The following is a 16,418-nucleotide window of genomic DNA, read 5'->3' on the forward strand; positions in this document are numbered from 1 at the left end:
GAGAGCACGCTCCCCCACTCTCGGCTTCGCTCGAGCGGGAGGGACCCCCACGACGCCGCTCCTTGACGGGCAAACGTTGCCTGCCGGGGCACTAGAGCTGGAGGGACTTGGTCTGGAGGTATTCGGCGAGGCCGTGCGCGCCGAGTTCTCGGCCGACGCCCGACTGCTTGTAGCCGCCGAACGGGGCGAGGGGGTTGAAGCGTCCGCCGTTGATGTCCACCTGGCCGGTGTCCATACGGCGGGCGAAGGCCACCGCCTCGACCTCGTCCCCGGCCCAGACCGCACCGGCCAGCCCGTACACCGTGCCGTTGGCGATCCGCAGGGCGTCCTCCTCGTCCTCATAGCGCAGGATCGACAGGACGGGGCCGAAGATCTCCTCCTGCGCGATGGTCATGTCGGGGGTGACGTCGGCGAAGACCGTGGGGCTGATGAAGTAGCCCTGCTCGCGCGGAGATTCCGTGCCGCCCGCGACCAGACGGGCGCCCTCGGAGAGGCCCTTGTCGATGTAACTCAGCACCCGGGCCCGCTGCTTGGCGTTGACGACGGGGCCGATGCGCTCGCCGTACTTGGCGGCCGCGGCGGCGGCGATCCCGACCGCCTCCTCGTACTGGGAGGTGTGCACCAGCATGCGGGTCCAGGCGCTGCACGTCTGGCCCGAGTTGGACATGACGTTGGCGACGCCGACGTTGACCGCCTTCGCGAGGTCGGCGCTCGGCAGGATGACGTTGGCGGACTTGCCGCCCAGCTCCAGGGCCACCTTCTTGACGGCCGCGCCCGCGGTGGCGCCGATCTGCCGGCCGACGGCGGTGGAGCCGGTGAAGGAGACCAGGTCGACGCCGGGGTGTTCGGCGAGGGCCTGCCCGGCGATCGGACCGAGGCCGGTGACCAGGTTGAACACACCCGCCGGGACGCCCGCCTCGTGGACCGCCTCGGCGAAGAGCTGGGCGACGAGCGGGGTGTCCTCGGCCGGCTTCACCACGATCGTGCAGCCCGCGGCGAGCGCCGGGGCGACCTTCGCGACGATCTGGTGGAGCGGGTAGTTCCAGGGCGTGATCGCGCCGACCACGCCGATCGGCTCGTGCAGGACGGTCGAGTTGCCGACCTTCTCCTCGAACTCGTACGTCGCCGCCAGTTCGGCGTACGAGCCGGCGACCGCGATCGGCACACCCGCGTGCACCGCCTGCGCGAAGGGCAGCGGTGAGCCGAGTTCGGCGGCGACGGTCTCGGAGATCTCGTCCTTGCGGGCCACGAGGACGTCCCGCAGAGCGGCGAGGCGCGCGGCCCGCTCGGCGGGCGGGGTGGCGGCCCACGCCGGGAGGGCGGCACGGGCGGCCCGTACGGCGGTGTCGACGTCCATGGCGGTGCCGGCGGGGACCCGGCCGATCACCTGCTCGTCGACCGGGTTCACGACCTCGATGACCTCAGGGTCGGCGGCGGGGCGCCAGGCGCCGTCGATGTACATGCCGTCGTGTGCCTTCATCGTGTTCCTTCCGGCGTGGCTGCGTCGTCCGGCACACAAACTAGCGATGTTAGTTTTCCGGCGCCAGACGCTTCCCGCCAAGCTCACCCGGTCGTGGCAGGCGTCACTCCCCCAGGTCCGGCAGGTGCGCCGGGGCCGGGCAGATGCGTTCGCCGCGCTGGTCGAAGACGAAGAGGTGGGCGAGGTCGACGAGGAGGGGGACCTGCATGCCCTGGCGGAGCTCGATGTCGGGGTTGGTGCGCACGACGAGGTCGCCGGGCAGGCGCGCCTCGGAGGTCGCGGGTCGACGGTCGCCGTCGGCGGGTTCGTCCAGGACCGCCACCGGACCCCCGCGCAGCGCGCCCGCCCGCTCCCGAAGACGGTCGAGGACCGTTCCCGCACGGCGCGTCCGCACGCGCCGGGCCGCCCGGGCCCCCGGCCGCGGGGCCTCCAACTCGGGTACGACGGCGGGCCGGGAGCCGGTGTTGAAGTGCACGATGACCTCGTGGCCCTGGAACTCCAGGTGCTCCACCAGACCGGTGATCACCACCTCGCCGGGTCGAGCGGCGGCGGGCTTGGCGATGCGTACGGCCTCCGAACGCAGGCCGACGATGACCTCGCGGCCCTGCTGGACGCGGAGCAACTGGTGGTCCAGGGAGAGGGGTTCGGGCAGGCGCAGGGCCTGCTTGCCGAGGCTGATGGTCATCGCTCCGTCCAGCGGGGCCCTGACCACACCGCGGATCAGGTTGATGCGCGGGGTGCCGATGAAGGCGGCGACGAAGACGTTGCGCGGCAGCGCGTAGACGGCTCGCGGGGTGTCGACCTGCTGGAGGACACCGCCGCGCATGACGGCGACCCGGTCGCCGAGCGACATGGCCTCGGCCTGGTCGTGGGTGACGTACACCGTGGTGACGCCCAGCTCCCGGGTGAGGCGGGAGATCTCGGCGCGCAGGTGGCTGCGGAGCTTGGCGTCGAGGTTGGACAGCGGCTCGTCCATCAGGAAGACGGAGGGGTGGCGGGCGATGGCCCGGCCCATGGCGACGCGCTGGCGTTCGCCGCCGGAGAGCTGGGCGGGGAAGCGGTCGAGGAGGTCCTCGATGCCCAGCATGCGGGCGGTGGTGTCCACGCGCGGGCTCGGGTCCTCGCCCGGGGCCTCGATGCGCAGGGGGAAGCCGATGTTGTCGCGGCTCGTCATGTTCGGATAGAGGGCGAAGTTCTGGAAGACCATCGCGATGTCGCGGCCGGACGGCGGCAGATGGTTGGCGTACTCGCCGTCGAGCAGCAGCTCGCCCTCGTCGATCTCCTCCAGGCCGGCGATCATCCTGAGCACGGTGGACTTTCCGCAGCCGGAGGGCCCGAGGAGGACCAGGAACTCCCCGGGGGTGATGTCCACCGACAGCCGTTCCACCACGCGGACGCCCCGCGTGTAGGACTTGCTCACGTCGTGCAGAGAGATGGCGCGTGTCATGGCAGTGCCCCCGGGGGCTCACTCGGCGCTGGCGTTCCGCGGTTCGGAAGTCCCGTGCGGGTCGTACGGGGCTCGTGGGTCACGGAAGCTAACGGACGGTGTGCGGCCGGGGGAAGGGACCGGGCGGGACAGGGCGCTCCGGTCCACCTGGTGAGAAAGCGGACGGTCGGATTCAGTGGGCGCGGGAGCGTTTGTCCGGTTCGCGGATCTCCTTCAGGTGGGCGAAGACGACGACGTTGCCGGAGTAGCCGGTTCTGCGGTGGTAGTCACCGCCGCACGTGATGAGCCGTAGCTCGGGACGGCCGCGGGGGCCGTACACCTCCTTGTTGGGAAAGTGCGCCTTCTCGAACGTCCTGACGGCGTCGACGGTGTAGACGGCGGTACGGCCGTCCGCGCGCAGCACCTCCACGAGGACGCCCCGCTTCAACTCGGAGAGCCCAGCGAAGACGGCGGGCCCGCTGTCCGTGTCCAGATGCCCGACCGCCACAGCGGTCCCCCGCTCCCCCGGCGTCGGCCCGTCCGCGTTCCACCCCACGAGGTTCGCCCTGTCGTCGGGGGGCGCGGGCAGCCGCCGCTGCCGGTCGAGCCGGAGGTCCATGATCGGGGCCTTGAGACTCAGATACCGGATGAGGAGTGTGGTCGCCCGGGAACGCGGCAGGGGGCGGGGCCGTGGCTTGGCGGGCGGACGGCGAGGGGTGGCGGGAGGCGCGGGGCGACGGGACTGAGCGGTGTGGTTGTCGGGGCTGGCGGGGTGACGGGGTTGTGCGCCGGGAGCGGCGGGGCGGGGCCGCTGCGCGCCGGGCCCGGCAGGCCGAGGCGCGGGCCGCTGAGGCTGCGCCCTGCCCACGCCCGCACCGGGCTGGTGCGGGCGCGCCACGCCGGGCCTTTCGCCGGGCCCTGGGCGCTGCGGACGCGCACCGTCGGGGGCCGGACGGGCTCCGGGCCCCCGCGGCCGGGCCCCATCGGCACCAGTTCCGATCCGCTGCGGCCGCGCCGCGCCAGGACCCGCACCCGGCCCGGGCCGCCGCCCCTCAGCCCTGCCCGCGCCCGCAGCAGCTCCGGGCCGCTGAGGCCCAGCCACGCCAGGACCCGCACCGGGCCCCGGCCGCCGCCCCTCAGCCCTGCCCGCGCCGACAGCAGCTCCCGGCCGCAGCGACCGCGCGCCATCGGAACCCGGACGAGCTCCGGGCCCCTGCGACCCAGCCACGCCAGGACCCGCACCGGGCCCGGGCCGACGCGCCTCAGCCCTGCCCGCGCCGACAGCAGCTCCGGGCCGCTGCGGCTGAGCTCTGCCCGCGTCGGCGCGGGTGCCCGGTCGGCCCGGCTGCCCGCTTCCCGGCTGCTGCGGCAGCGCATCTCTCGCATCGGCACGGGCCCCGGGCCCGCCGGGCCGTGCCCGGCCGGGGTCGGTGGGGGCCCCCGGCCGACCCGGGTGCCCGGGGCGACCCGGCGGCACGCCGCCGCCGGCGGCGGCCCGGGCGCCGGGCGGCTCACTCCTCGCCTGATCCACGCTCACGCCAGGGCCGGGCCGACCCGGCTGTACGCCTCCCTTGCCGACCCTGGCGCCGGGCGGCTCACGCCCTGCGGCGGCCGCAGGCCCATCTGGTCGCGCCTCGCCCGCGCCGGCGCGGGCGCCTGACCCACCTGGCCGGGCTCGGCCCGCGCCCGCAGGGGCACCAGGCCCACCCGGACGTACGCCTCCGCCCGCGTTCGTCGCGGTTCCGGGCCCACCCGGACGTACGCCCCCGCCCGGCCGGGCTCCGCCCGCGTCCGTCGGGGTGCCGGGCCCACCCCGCCGTACGTCGCCCGCACCGGCGGACCGCTGCCCGGACCGTCCCGGCTCCACGGTGCCCGGCCTCCCGGTCGGCGCCCCCGCATCGGCCCCGGTCGGCCTCGTCTGCGCTCCGTTCTCGCCGCCGACGGCCCACGCGTCCCGCTCCGCCACCGCTCCCCGCGCGTCGACCCGAGCCCCCGAGGAGCCCGGCGGACCGGCGGTGGCCGGGCCCGGTGGCTCCTCGTCCTGGGCGCACCAGACGCCGCCCGCCACCAGGGAGGCGGCCAGTACGGCCGTTCTCGCGAGGCGGTAGGCGCGCGTCCGGTACCAGGGCCTGCGGGTTCGCCTACGCGGCGCCATGGGGACGGCGCCGGCGCCGGAACCAGACCGTTCCGCCGACCGCGGTCAGCCCCACCGCGGCCGCACCGGCGACCGGCGTGAAGGCGTCGGCGCGGGCGAGGCCGCCGCCGCCCGCGGGCGGACCGCCGTTGGGCACGCCGATCGAGTCGGGGCACGCCGACGTGAACGCCTTCTCCTTGGGCGCACCCGTGCCGCCGACGACCGTCCACTCGAGCCGGTACTGCCCCGCGGGCAGCATCATGTTCTCGGTCACCCCTTCGCCGTTGGCGAGCGTGATGACGCCCGAGAGCGTAGCCCCCGTACCCGCCTGTGCGGACTGCGGCTCGATGGTCCAGTTGACGCCCTGGGCGATGTCGAAGTTGAACGCGTCGAGGTAGAACCTGCAGACCTTGGGCTGGTTGGCCCGGGCCTCCACGGCGGTGCCCGCCATGTGGATCTTGATGTCTCCGTTGTCCCCGGGGGCGGCCACGGCGGCCGGGGCTCCGAGGAGCAGGGCTCCGCCGACGGTGAGAGCCGTGAGTGCGGCGGCTCTGCGCGGACGGGACGAGGTCGGCATACGAGACCCTCCGAATCAGGTGATTTTCATACAAATCCGACTGCACCTGATTCGATGTCACATTCCGCCCCGGGAGTGTGGGAGGAGCGCCCCGCAGTCCCTCAGATATCGCTCTTCCGGCGCAACGGCGGCCGGGACCGCCGCCCCCGCCCCGCCCCCACGGAGCCGTCCTCGGCTTCCGCGGGCTTCTCCGGCGACCGCAACGCGATCCCCGACGACAGCAGCAGCAGCGCCCCGAGCATCACGAACGGCGCCGCCACCCCCGCGACTCCGGCGACCAGCCCCGCCGCGGCCGGCGCGGCGACCTGGCCGAGCCGGTTGCCGGTCAGCCGCAGGGCGAGGGCCGTGGAACGGGCCCCGTCGGGAGCGGCCTGGACGACCGTCGTCATGGACAGCGGCTGGCCGACGCCGAGACAGAAGCCGAGGACGGCGAGCATCAGCCCGAGCCCCCACACCGGCACCGGCACCGCGATCCCCGCGCACAGCAGCGCCGCCAGCAGACAGGTCGCGGTCAGCAGCCACGCCCGCCCGAGCATCCGCAGCAGAGGCGTGAGCACCAGTCGGCAGGCGATGGTGGCCGCCGCCCGCAGGCTGAGCAGGACGCCGATCACGGACGGCGCGATACCACGGTGTTCGCCGACCACCGGCAGGTAGGCGGTGAGGATGTCGGTCGCCGACAGCACGGCGAGGCTGATGAAGATGCCGGCGGGCACACCCCGGGCCCGCAGGATGCGCCGCACCGGGACCCGCTCGCCGCGCCCCGTACGGGACTTGGCCGCCGTAGGGCTCTCTATCCGCCACAACGACGTGAACGCGACCGCCGCCCCCGCACCCGCGACGACGAGAGCCAGCGCGCTGGTGCCCGCCCGGTCGGGGCCGCCGATCACCGCGCCGGCCGCGATCGGGCCGACCAGTTGGCCGAGGGAGGCGCCGATGGTGAAGTGGCCGAAGTTGCGGTCCTGTTCGTCCGGGGCGGACTGGCGGGCCACGAGCGACTGGGCGCCGATCACGAAGCAGAGGTGCCCGAGGCCCATCACACCGCTCCACAGGGCCATCGCCCACAGGGAGCCCGCGAGGCCGCTGAGCGCGCAGCCGCCGGATATCAGCACCACGCCGACGGGCAGCAGGGGCGCGCAGCGGCCGTGGTCGGTACGGCGGCCCAGCGGGACGGCCGCGAAGAGGGGCAGCAGCGCGTACACGCCCGCGATGACACCGATCGCCCGCTCGTCCGCGCCCAGCGCGAGGGCCCGGTAGGAGACGGCGGGCCGGGCCATCGACACCGCCCCCTGCGCGAAGCCGAAGGCGATGACGAGGCGAAGCAGCCAGCCGCGGTTCCCACCGGGCCTCACGATGACGTCCTCCAAGACGGTGTCGTATTCAGATGATCCCGAGGGTCAGATCGTCTCGAGGATCAGATCGTCCCGAGGATCAGATGATCCCGAAGAGCATGCCCGACGCGAGGATCACCAGGCAGGTGAGCGCCGCCCACTTGACCACGAACCGGGTGTGGTCGCCGAACTCGACCTTGGCCATGCCGACGAGGACGTACACGGCGGGGACGAGCGGGCTCGACATGTGCAGCGGCTGTCCGACCAGCGAGGCGCGGGCGATCTCCAGCGAGCTCACGCCGTGCGCCTGACCGGCCTCGGCGAGGACCGGCAGGATGCCGAAGTAGAAGCCGTCGTTGGACATGAAGTAGGTGAGCGGCAGGCTCAGCAGGCCGGTCACGAACGCCATGTGCGGGCCCATGGAGTTGGGGATGACGTCGACCAGCCACTTGGCCATGTGGTCGACCATGCCGGTGCCCTGGAGGACGCCGGTGAAGACCGCGGCGGCGAAGACCATGCCGGAGACGTTGAGGACGTTGTCGGCGTGGGCCGCGAGACGGGCCTTCTGGTCCGGGATGCGCGGGAAGTTGACGGTCAGCGCGAGCGCAGCACCGATCAGGAAGAGCACCGGGATCGGCAGGTACTCCATGATCATCGCGGTGAGCAGGGCCACCGTGAGCAGCGCGTTGAACCAGTACAGCTTGGGGCGCAGCGTGGCACGGTTCGGGTCGAGGCCCTGCATGTCGTCGTCGGACTCGTCGTCACCGAGGGCGACGGCGCCGGCGCCGGTACCGCCGGTGCGGGCGGCACTCTTGTCGGAGCCGGAGGTGCCGGAGCCGCCGGCGCCCACGAGCACCGTCTCGGTCTCCTTCTCCTCGACCTCCTCCTTGGCGTGGCCCTCGACCAGCGCCTCGTCCAGCGTCAGCACGCCGAGCCGCTTGCGCTCGCGGCGGCCGAGGACGTACGAGAGGGCGATCACGAAGACCAGGCCGACGGCGAGGGCCGGGATCATCGGGACGAAGATGTCGCTGGCGTCGAGCTTCAGCGCGGTGGCGGCTCGGGCGGTCGGACCGCCCCACGGCAGGGTGTTCATCACGCCGTTGGCCATGGCGGCGACACCGGTCATCACGACCAGGCTCATCTTCAGGCGCTTGTACAGCGGGTACATCGCCGAGACCGTGATCATGAAAGTGGTCGAGCCGTCACCGTCGAGCGACACGATCGACGCGAGCAGGGCCGTGCCGACGACGATGCGCAGCGGGTCGGCCTTGCAGAACTTGAGGATGGCCCGAACGATCGGATCGAAGAGGCCGACGTCGATCATCACACCGAAGTAGACGATCGCGAACATGAGCATCGCCGCGGTGGGGGCGAGGCTGGTGACGCCGTCGATGACGTAGTCACCGAGCTTGGCGCCCTTGCCGACGAACACGCAGAACAGCGCGGGGATCAGCACGAGCGCCGCGATCGGCGACATCTTCTTCAGCATGATCAGGACCAGGAAGGTCGCGATCATGGCGAAGCCGAGGATGGTCAACATGAGTGGATACCTAACGTTCGCCCTTGAACTCCCACCAGGGCCGGCGGTTCGATGACGTTAGGTCCGTTCGTTTGGCGTTAACAAGACGTTGACGTGCGAGCAATAAGCGCAAAACTGCTGGTCACGGCTTTGCTCAGGTCAGCGGCATGACCATTTCGGCCACGGGACGCATATTTTTCACGTCACCGGGGCCAGTTCGACGGGTACGCCGTTGAGGACCGCGTTGCCCGACAGCGGGTCGAGGAGGCTGCCGTCGAGGAGCTGGTTGACGTTGACGCCGGGGTCGGTGGCCGCGTGGCTCATCCGGGTGCCGGGCCGGTCGTGACCCCAGCCGTGCGGCAGGCTGACCACGCCCGGGCGCACGCGGTCGGTGACCTCGGCCTTGACGATCACCTCTCCCCCGGCTCCCTTCACGCGCACCGGCGCCGCGGTGCGCACGCCGAGCCGTTCGGCGTCCTCGGGGTGGATGTGCAGGGTGCAGCGGTTGCTGCCGCCGGTGAGGGCGGGGACGTTGTGCATCCAGCTGTTGTTGGAGCGCAGGTGCCGGCGGCCGACGAGGACGAGTTCGGCGGGGCGCTGCGCCAACGCCTCGCGCAGTCGCGGCAGGTCGTCCGCGATCGGCCGCGGCAGCAGTTCGACCTTGCCGCTCGGGGTCTTGAGCGGCTGCGGCAGGCGGGGCCGCAGGGGCCCGAGGTCGATGCCGTGCGGATGGGCCAGCAGCTTCTCCAGGCTCAGCCCGTCCGGTCGTACGCCGAAGCCGTCGCCGTAGGGGCCGAGGCGCAGCATCATGTCGAGCCGCCGCTCGGGGCCGTTGTCGCCCGTGAGGAGGGAGGCCAGCTCGCGGGGATCGCGGCCGTGCACGGGTGAGTGGGGTTCCTTGACGGCCTTGCCGAGGGTCTGGTCGACGACGAGTGTGTCGACGGCGGACGGGTCCGCGCCGAGCATGCCCGTCGCCGCGAGGATCAGCCGGGCGAAGATCTCGGTCTCGGCCATCCGGCCGGGCTCCAGCGGGAGGGCGGGAGGGGTGTAGCGGACCTGGTTGCGCACGGCGAGGGTGTTGAAGGCGAAGTCGTGGTGGGGGCTCTGCGAGGGCGGGGGCGGGGGCAGGACGACGTCCGCGTGGCGCGAGGTCTCGTTGAGGTACGGGTCGACGCTGACCATGAAGTCCAGGGAGTCCAGCGCCTTGTCGAGGCGGTCGCCGTCGGGGGCGGAGAGCACCGGGTTGGCGGCGACCGCGATCAGCGCCCGGATCGGCTCGCCCTCCTCGGTGGCGGTGTCGATCTCCTCGGCGAGTACGGAGAGCGGCAACTCGCCCTTCGCCTCGGGGTGCCGGCCCACCCGGGAGTGCCAGCGCCCGAGCGCGAAGCCGCGGCCGGGTCCCGCGGGGCGGGGCGTCCTGTCGGTCGCGGCCAGTGGGAAGAGGGCGCCGCCGGGCCGGTCGAGGTTGCCGGTGAGGACGTTGAGGACGTCGACGAACCAGCTGGCGAGGGTACCGTGCGGGACCGTGCAGCTGCCGATGCGGCCGTATACGGCGGCGGTGGGTGCGGCGGCCAGTTCGCGGGCCAGGGCACGTGTCACAGGGGCCTCGACGTCACAGGCCTCGGCGACGGCTTCGGGCGTGAACTCCCGGACGGCGGCGCGGACTTCCTCGACGCCCTGGACGTTCGGGCCCAGATCACCGAGGTCGACCAGGCCTTCCTCGAACAGCACGTACGTCATCGCCGCGAGCAGCAGCGCGTCGGTGCCCGGCCGGATCGCGACGTGCCGGTCGGCGAGCTGAGCGGTGCGAGTGCGGCGCGGGTCGATGACGGTGAGGGTGCCGCCGCGGGCCTTGAGCGCCTTGAGCCTGCCGGGGAAGTCGGGCGCGGTGCACAGACTCCCGTTGGACTCCAGGGGGTTGGCGCCGATGAGGAGCAGGTGGTCGGTGTGGTCCAGGTCCGGTACGGGGATGGCGTTGGCATCGCCGAACAGCAGCCCGCTGGAGACGTGCTTGGGCATCTGGTCGAGCGTGGACGCGGTGAAGATGCTGCGGGTGCCGAGGCCGGCGAGGAGCACCGCCGGGTAGAGGCCGCCGGCCACGGTGTGCACGTTGGGGTTGCCGAGGACGACCCCGACGGAGTGCGGCCCGTACTGCTCGACGACCGGCCGGACGCCCGCCGCGACCGCGTCGAACGCCTCCTGCCAGCTCGCCTCCCGCAGCTCGCCGTCCCTGCGCACGAGCGGCGCCCGCAGCCGGTCGGGGTCGCTGTCGACGGCCCCGAAGGCGGCGCCCTTGGGGCAGATGAAGCCCTTGCTGAACACGTCGTCCCGGTCGCCGCGGGCGCCGGTGACCTTCGTCCCCTCGACAGTGAGCGTCAGCCCGCAGGTGGCCTCGCACAGTGGACAGATACGGAGAGCGGTGCGGGACACGGGTCCTCCCGGAGGGTGGCGGCGACGATGACGCACGGGCTGGGGCCGAGCATACCGACCGGTATGGACGGTGGGGAGGTCTCGCCCGAACCGAAACCGATGCCGCCGATGCCGCCGGGGCGGCCCGCGGGGTCCCTCAGTCCAGCACCCGCGCCAGATACGCCCGCAACAACTCCCGCGTCTCCCCGATGATCTTCTCGTCGCCCTCCGGGTCCACCCGGAAGGACAGGTGCACGAGGGTGTCCGCGGTTTCGACGGCGACGAGGAAGGTGCGCCGCACGTCCTCGTCGGGCTCGCGGCCGAGGTAGCCGGAGAGGAGATCGGTGAGTCGGTCGGCGACCCGGTGGTTGGGTTCGCCGTCCCGGGCGCCCACCGGGATCTGGTTGCCGAAGTCGACGAGGGAGAAGCCGGGCGCGGTGCGCTTCATCGCCAGGTACTCGTCGAGCACGGCGTCCATGGCGGCCCGCCAGCCTCCCCCGCCGCCGTCCCCCTTCAGGCGCTCGGCGACACGCTCGGTGTAGCGCTCCAGGTTGCGCTGGGCGAGCGCGTCGGCCATCGCGCGCTTGTTGCCGAAGAAGCGGTACACCGAGCCGATGGGGACACCGGCACGCAGCGCCACGGCACGCGTGCTCAGGGCGTCGTAGCCGACCTCGTCGAGGAGGTCGGCGCAGGCGTCGAGGATCCTGGTCAGACGTTCTGCGCTGCGCCGCTGCACGGGCGCACGGCGTAGCGATGTCGCGTGGGGCACGGGCTTCATGATGCCTCTCCGCCGCGGTCCGGTGAACCTCGCCCCCCAGTACGCGGCGAAGCGCTCCCGGCACTCACCGTGGGCGCGGGTTCGGGAGCCGACGCGGTGATGTCCGCCGTGCACTCGACCGGCTTGCCGTCGACGGCCCAGACCGTGTCGTCGTCGGCGTACAGGCGCGCGGTGACATGGTGGGTGCCGTGCGGGAGGTAGCCGGCCGCGAGGCGGTGGTCCGGGCCGCGCAGGGCGGCGACGGCGCGGCCGTCCACGAAGAGGCGGGCGACCCCCCGGCCGGCCACGGCCCGCGCCGCCGTACCGTCCGGTGAGAACCGGAAGCCGGTGACGGTCAACCGGACGTCCCAGCTGCCGTCGCTGTCGGGCGCGACCTCCATGGCGACCCGGGGTGCGCCCTCCTCGTCCACCTCCCGCAGGCGGTGCCCCTCCTGGTCGGTGTCACCGATGAGCTCACCCACGGGCGCGGACGACTCCCCGCCCCCACCCTGCCCGTACGCATCGCCCGAAGCGCAGCCCGCGGATCCGGTCAACAGCAGGACACAGACCGCCAGTGCGGCGACGAACCCCCTCTTCCACGACATGCCGGGGAGCGTAGAACAAACATCCGACAGTGCGGATCCCCCTGTGGTCGGGTTCTCAACCGCGCCCCCTCGTCCTCCGTGAGGAGGTCGCACGGGCCTCTTGCGCCGGAGAAACCGCAATCCTACGGTGATACATAGGAATCAGAACACAGGGAGCGATCATGGGCAGCGGGGACGCACGCAAGACCGCCGAGGGGCTGACCTACCTCTCCGGTTTCGGCAACGAGCACAGCTCCGAGGCCGTCCCGGGCGCCCTCCCCGAGGGCCGCAACGCACCCCAGCGCGCGCCCCTCGGCCTGTACGCGGAACAGCTCAGCGGCACGGCGTTCACCGAGCCCAGGGCCCACAACCGCCGCTCGTGGATGTACCGGATCCGCCCGTCGGCCGCCCACCCGGCGTTCACGCACACGCACAACGGCTGGATCCGCACCGCTCCCTTCACGGAGTCGGTCCCGGACCCGAACCGGCTGCGCTGGAACCCCCTGCCCGAGCCACCGGCCGGTACGGACTTCCTCGCCGGCCTGTGGACCCTCGGCGGCAACGGCGACGTCACCCAGCGCGCCGGCATGGCCGTGCACGTCTACCACGCCGACTCCTCGATGGACCGCGTCTTCAGCGACGCCGACGGCGAACTGCTGATCGTCCCCGAGCGCGGCGGTCTCCTGCTGCGCACGGAGTTCGGCCTGCTGCACGCCGAGCCGGGCGAGGTGGCCCTCGTCCCGCGCGGAGTCCGCTTCCGCGTCGAACTGCTCGACCCGGTGGCCCGCGGCTACGTCTGCGAGAACTACGGCGCCCCCTTCCGTCTCCCCGACCTCGGCCCGATCGGCGCCAACGGCCTCGCCAACCCCCGCGACTTCCGCGCGCCGGTCGCCGCGTACGAGGACGTCGAGGGCCCGGTGGAGGTGGTGAACAAGTTCTGCGGCAACCTCTGGACGGCCCATTACGACCACTCCCCGCTCGACGTCGTCGCCTGGCACGGCAACCACGTGCCGTACGTCTACGACCTGCGCCGCTTCAACGTGATCGGGACGATCTCCTACGACCACCCCGACCCGTCGATCTTCACGGTGCTGACGTCGCCCTCGGACACCCCCGGTCTGGCCGGCGTCGACTTCGTGGTCTTCGCGCCACGCTGGCTGGTGGGCGAGGACACCTTCCGGCCGCCGTACTTCCACCGGAACGTGATGAGCGAGTACATGGGCCTGATCGAGGGCGCCTACGACGCGAAGACGGCCGGAAAAGGGGGTTTCGTGCCGGGCGGCGGCTCGCTGCACAACATGATGTCGGCGCACGGACCGGACCGGGAGACCTTCGACCGGGCGAGCGCCGCCGAGCTGAGGCCCCAGAAGGTCGACGACGGCCTCGCGTTCATGTTCGAGACCCGCTGGCCGATCACGCTCACCTCGCACGCGGCCCGCGCGAACCACCTGCAACAGCACTACGACGACGTATGGCAGGGCCTTCAGCGCCATTTCCGCCCCTTGCCCTGAGGACCCCCTGCCGGTACGGATGACCCCCGTGACCTCCTTCGCCCCCGACTCGATCGTCCTCAACCGCAAGCTGCCGCTCTGGTACCAGGTGTCGCAGTCGCTGCGTGCCTCGATACTCGGCCGCTCACCCCGGGACCCGCTGCGCCTGCCGACGGAGGAGCAGTTGGCGGGCCACTACGGGGTGAGCGTGCTGACCATGCGGCAGGCGCTGAAGGAGCTGGAGGACGAGGGGCTGATCTCCCGCCACCGCAGGCGCGGCACGTTCATCGAGCCGGGCGTGCGACGCGGCGCCCCGGTACGGCTCCTCGGCTCGGTGGACGCGATCGTCGCCCAGCAGTCCGGCATGACGACGCGGCTCCTCGACCACGGCAGGGCCCCCGTCCCGACCGAGCTCGCCGAGTACTTCCCGGACCTCGCCGAGGTGGCGACGTACCACCGCCTGCGCAGCGACGAGAAGACCGGCGAGCCGACCAACCACGCCCGCAACTACGTCCGCCCCGAACTCGCCGCCCGCGTCGACCCGGACGACCTGGCCCGCTGGCCGATGACCAAGGTGCTGCGGGACGTCGTCGGGGCGGACATCAGCCGCATCACGGACACGGTCGAGGCCCGTCTCGCCGACCCGGAGACCGCCCAGCTGCTCCAGGTCCCGCTGCTGAGCCCGATCCTGCACTACACGGGCGTGACCTACGACGCCGACGGGCGCCCGCTGGACGTGGCCGTCATCCACTACCGGGGCGACCGTTTCTCCTTCACGGTCACGCTCGACGCCACGTGACCCGCCACGGGCGGCCCGTCGTACGATGCCCAGCGTGACGCACGACGACGCTCCGCCGCTGGCGGACCTCATGCCGTGGTCCGTCGCACCGCCGCGGCTCGGCCGGGGCTGGCCGACGGACGCCGACCCGGCCTCGCTCAAGGCCCGCTGGGACGCCCTGCTGAAGGCGGAGGGCCCCGACCGCGAGGCCCTGTTCGAGCCGACGCGCGCACGCACCCTGCACTCGGCGGTGGGGCAACTGCCGGGCCGGTCCGGCGCCGGCACGGAGAAACTGGCCCGCGCCTTCGGCCCCTGCCCGGATCCGGTACGGGTCCTGACCGCCCCGTTCGACGAGCAGTGGCTCATCCCCGACCACCGCCTGATCGACGCGGCCCGCCCCGAGCTCTGGCGGGTGGCGGACGAGCACCAGGTCTTTGTACTGGAGACCCCGGGGTCCCCCCTCCTGGCGACCTCCCTCATCCCTCTCCTGCGCCCCGGCCGCGTCCGACCGCTGTACCGCCGCCCCGGCGCCGAGGAACCCAACCTGGCCCCGGGCCTGCTGGACCACCTGGGCCACTCCCCCGATCCGGTGGACTTCCTGGCCTGGACCCTGACCGCCGCCCGCCCCGACCTCACCGTCCCCCTCACCCGGGACCCCGGCCTCTGGTCGCGGGGCGTCGAGACGGGCCGCCGCATCCTCTGGCTGCTGCGCCGCAACGGCGACCGCCCCAAACTCCCCGGCGGCCGCCGCCCCTACGTCCGCGCCCCTCTCCCCGCCCTCCCCCGCACCCTCCACTACGACCCCGACGAGGAAACCCTCCACCTCGACGAGGGCCGCATCTCCCCGGTCCCACCGCAGGCCTGGGACTTCGAGGCGGCCGGCAACAGGGTCCTGGAGCAGTGGTTCGCGACCAGAACGGCCGAGGTGGCACCCGGCACACTCCAGTCGATCCGCCCGACGACTTGGCCCCAGGCATGGACATCGGAACTCCTGGAACTGATCACGGTCGTGGCCCTCCTGGCAGAGCTGCGCCCTCAGCAGGAGGAGGAGTTGGAGCTGCGAGACCCCATCACGTCAGCAGAGCTGCGCGAGGCGGGCGTGCTCCCGCCCCCGGAGTCGACCCGCCACCCCGCAACCGTCCTGGACCACCACGAGGAGGGCCCGGAGGGACAGTTCGCGTTGATCTAGGACCTGTCCGGCCGGACAGGTCCTAGCCGCGCGGCTGGAAGCCGTCGAGCACCCGCTGGAGCATCCGCGCGAAGACCGCCTCCAGATCGATGGGCCCGGCATCCTCCATGAAGGCGGCGGCCAGCCGGGGATAGGTCCCCGAGGCGATCTGGGAGCCCAGGTAGGCGATCCGCACCGCCTGCTCCTGCTCGTCCGACCACGGCAGTGACCGCGTGCGCTCGGCGGTGGACAGTTCGTTCGAGACGTAGACCGTCACGCACCCGTTGAGCATCGCGAGCAGCTCCATCTTCGTGCCGAAGGGCGCGTCGAACGGGTCGAGGCAGGCCATGCAGTGCTCGAGATAGCGCATGGCGTTCGGACTGAAGCCGTAGACCGGGGACATCAGCCGGGGCACCCAGGTGTGGCGGTGCATCAGGGCCCGCGTCTGGTGGGCGACGCGGACCATGTCCGCCCGCCAGTCCCCACTCGGCTCCCACCTCTCATGCTCCCCGCTGACCGCGTCCACCATCAGCTCGTGCAGGTCCTCCTTGCGGGGGACGTAGTTGTAGAGGGACATCGTCCCGCACCCCAACTCCGCCGCGACGTGCCGCATCGACACCGCGTCCAGCCCCTGCGCGTCGGCGATCCGCACCGCCGCCGCCGCGATGTCAGCCCGCGTGTACGCGGGCTTCGGCCCCCGGCCCGTCCGCTCGGGACGGGCCCAGATCACTTCGGGTACGGCCGCTCGGCCAGCCATCGATCATCACC

The 16,418-nt window shown here is 72.7% G+C and carries 13 protein-coding genes; 3 read left to right on the forward strand and 10 right to left on the reverse strand.

Annotation, left to right across the window (positions count from 1 at the left end; translation table 11 throughout):
- Nucleotides 1–91 precede the first annotated feature (91 nt).
- The 9 genes from ACFYWX_RS41715 to ACFYWX_RS41755 form a co-directional block, all read right to left on the reverse strand.
- The gene (locus tag ACFYWX_RS41715) at nucleotides 92–1,480 is read right to left on the reverse strand and encodes an aldehyde dehydrogenase family protein (protein ID WP_389430423.1); all 1,389 of its coding nucleotides are present in this window, start codon (nucleotides 1,478–1,480) and stop codon (nucleotides 92–94) included.
- 103 nt (nucleotides 1,481–1,583) lie between these two features.
- On the reverse strand, nucleotides 1,584–2,927 hold the full coding sequence (locus ACFYWX_RS41720; protein WP_389430425.1) for an ABC transporter ATP-binding protein: 1,344 nt from the start codon (nucleotides 2,925–2,927) through the stop codon (nucleotides 1,584–1,586).
- A gap of 172 nt (nucleotides 2,928–3,099) precedes the next feature.
- Nucleotides 3,100–5,061 carry a class F sortase gene (locus ACFYWX_RS41725; protein WP_389430427.1) on the reverse strand — a complete coding sequence of 654 codons (1,962 nt, stop codon included), beginning with the start codon at nucleotides 5,059–5,061 and terminating at the stop codon, nucleotides 3,100–3,102.
- Nucleotides 5,048–5,617: a hypothetical protein gene (locus tag ACFYWX_RS41730; RefSeq protein ID WP_389430429.1), complete on the reverse strand. Its 570-nt coding sequence runs from the start codon at nucleotides 5,615–5,617 to the stop codon at nucleotides 5,048–5,050. Before ACFYWX_RS41730 ends, ACFYWX_RS41725 begins: the two co-directional genes overlap by 14 nt.
- A 101-nt stretch (nucleotides 5,618–5,718) precedes the next feature.
- Entirely contained in the window at nucleotides 5,719–6,966 is a 1,248-nt protein-coding gene (locus ACFYWX_RS41735; RefSeq protein WP_389430431.1) for an MFS transporter, read from the reverse strand.
- A gap of 79 nt (nucleotides 6,967–7,045) precedes the next feature.
- Nucleotides 7,046–8,485 carry a CitMHS family transporter gene (locus ACFYWX_RS41740; protein WP_389430432.1) on the reverse strand — a complete coding sequence of 480 codons (1,440 nt, stop codon included), beginning with the start codon at nucleotides 8,483–8,485 and terminating at the stop codon, nucleotides 7,046–7,048.
- Nucleotides 8,486–8,662: 177 nt separating this feature from the next.
- Nucleotides 8,663–10,894: a molybdopterin oxidoreductase family protein gene (locus ACFYWX_RS41745; RefSeq protein ID WP_389430433.1), complete on the reverse strand. Its 2,232-nt coding sequence runs from the start codon at nucleotides 10,892–10,894 to the stop codon at nucleotides 8,663–8,665.
- Nucleotides 10,895–11,030: 136 nt separating this feature from the next.
- A complete protein-coding gene (locus tag ACFYWX_RS41750) occupies nucleotides 11,031–11,651 on the reverse strand; it encodes a TetR family transcriptional regulator (RefSeq protein WP_389430434.1) in 621 nt (206 codons plus the stop codon).
- A complete protein-coding gene (locus ACFYWX_RS41755; protein WP_389430435.1) occupies nucleotides 11,648–12,235 on the reverse strand; it encodes a hypothetical protein in 588 nt (195 codons plus the stop codon). Before ACFYWX_RS41755 ends, ACFYWX_RS41750 begins: the two co-directional genes overlap by 4 nt.
- Nucleotides 12,236–12,396: 161 nt before the next feature.
- Between ACFYWX_RS41755 and hmgA the strand changes: the two genes are divergently transcribed.
- The 3 genes from hmgA to ACFYWX_RS41770 are packed head-to-tail and all read left to right on the forward strand — an operon-like array spanning nucleotide 12,397 to nucleotide 15,671.
- Nucleotides 12,397–13,725, forward strand: coding sequence for a homogentisate 1,2-dioxygenase (hmgA, locus tag ACFYWX_RS41760; RefSeq protein WP_389430436.1), 1,329 nt, complete (start codon nucleotides 12,397–12,399; stop codon nucleotides 13,723–13,725).
- A gap of 28 nt (nucleotides 13,726–13,753) precedes the next feature.
- Nucleotides 13,754–14,503 (forward strand): GntR family transcriptional regulator, encoded by a 750-nt coding sequence (locus ACFYWX_RS41765; RefSeq protein WP_389430437.1) that lies wholly within the window; start codon nucleotides 13,754–13,756, stop codon nucleotides 14,501–14,503.
- Between the two features lie 25 nt (nucleotides 14,504–14,528).
- On the forward strand, nucleotides 14,529–15,671 hold the full coding sequence (locus ACFYWX_RS41770) for a type ISP restriction/modification enzyme (protein ID WP_389430439.1): 1,143 nt from the start codon (nucleotides 14,529–14,531) through the stop codon (nucleotides 15,669–15,671).
- 22 nt (nucleotides 15,672–15,693) lie between these two features.
- Here ACFYWX_RS41770 and ACFYWX_RS41775 read toward each other — a convergent pair whose 3' ends face one another.
- Nucleotides 15,694–16,407 carry a TetR/AcrR family transcriptional regulator C-terminal domain-containing protein gene (locus ACFYWX_RS41775; RefSeq protein WP_389430440.1) on the reverse strand — a complete coding sequence of 238 codons (714 nt, stop codon included), beginning with the start codon at nucleotides 16,405–16,407 and terminating at the stop codon, nucleotides 15,694–15,696.
- Nucleotides 16,408–16,418: the final 11 nt, after the last annotated feature.

Source organism: Streptomyces sp. NPDC002888, assembly GCF_042888465.1.
Lineage (GTDB): Bacteria > Actinomycetota > Actinomycetes > Streptomycetales > Streptomycetaceae > Streptomyces.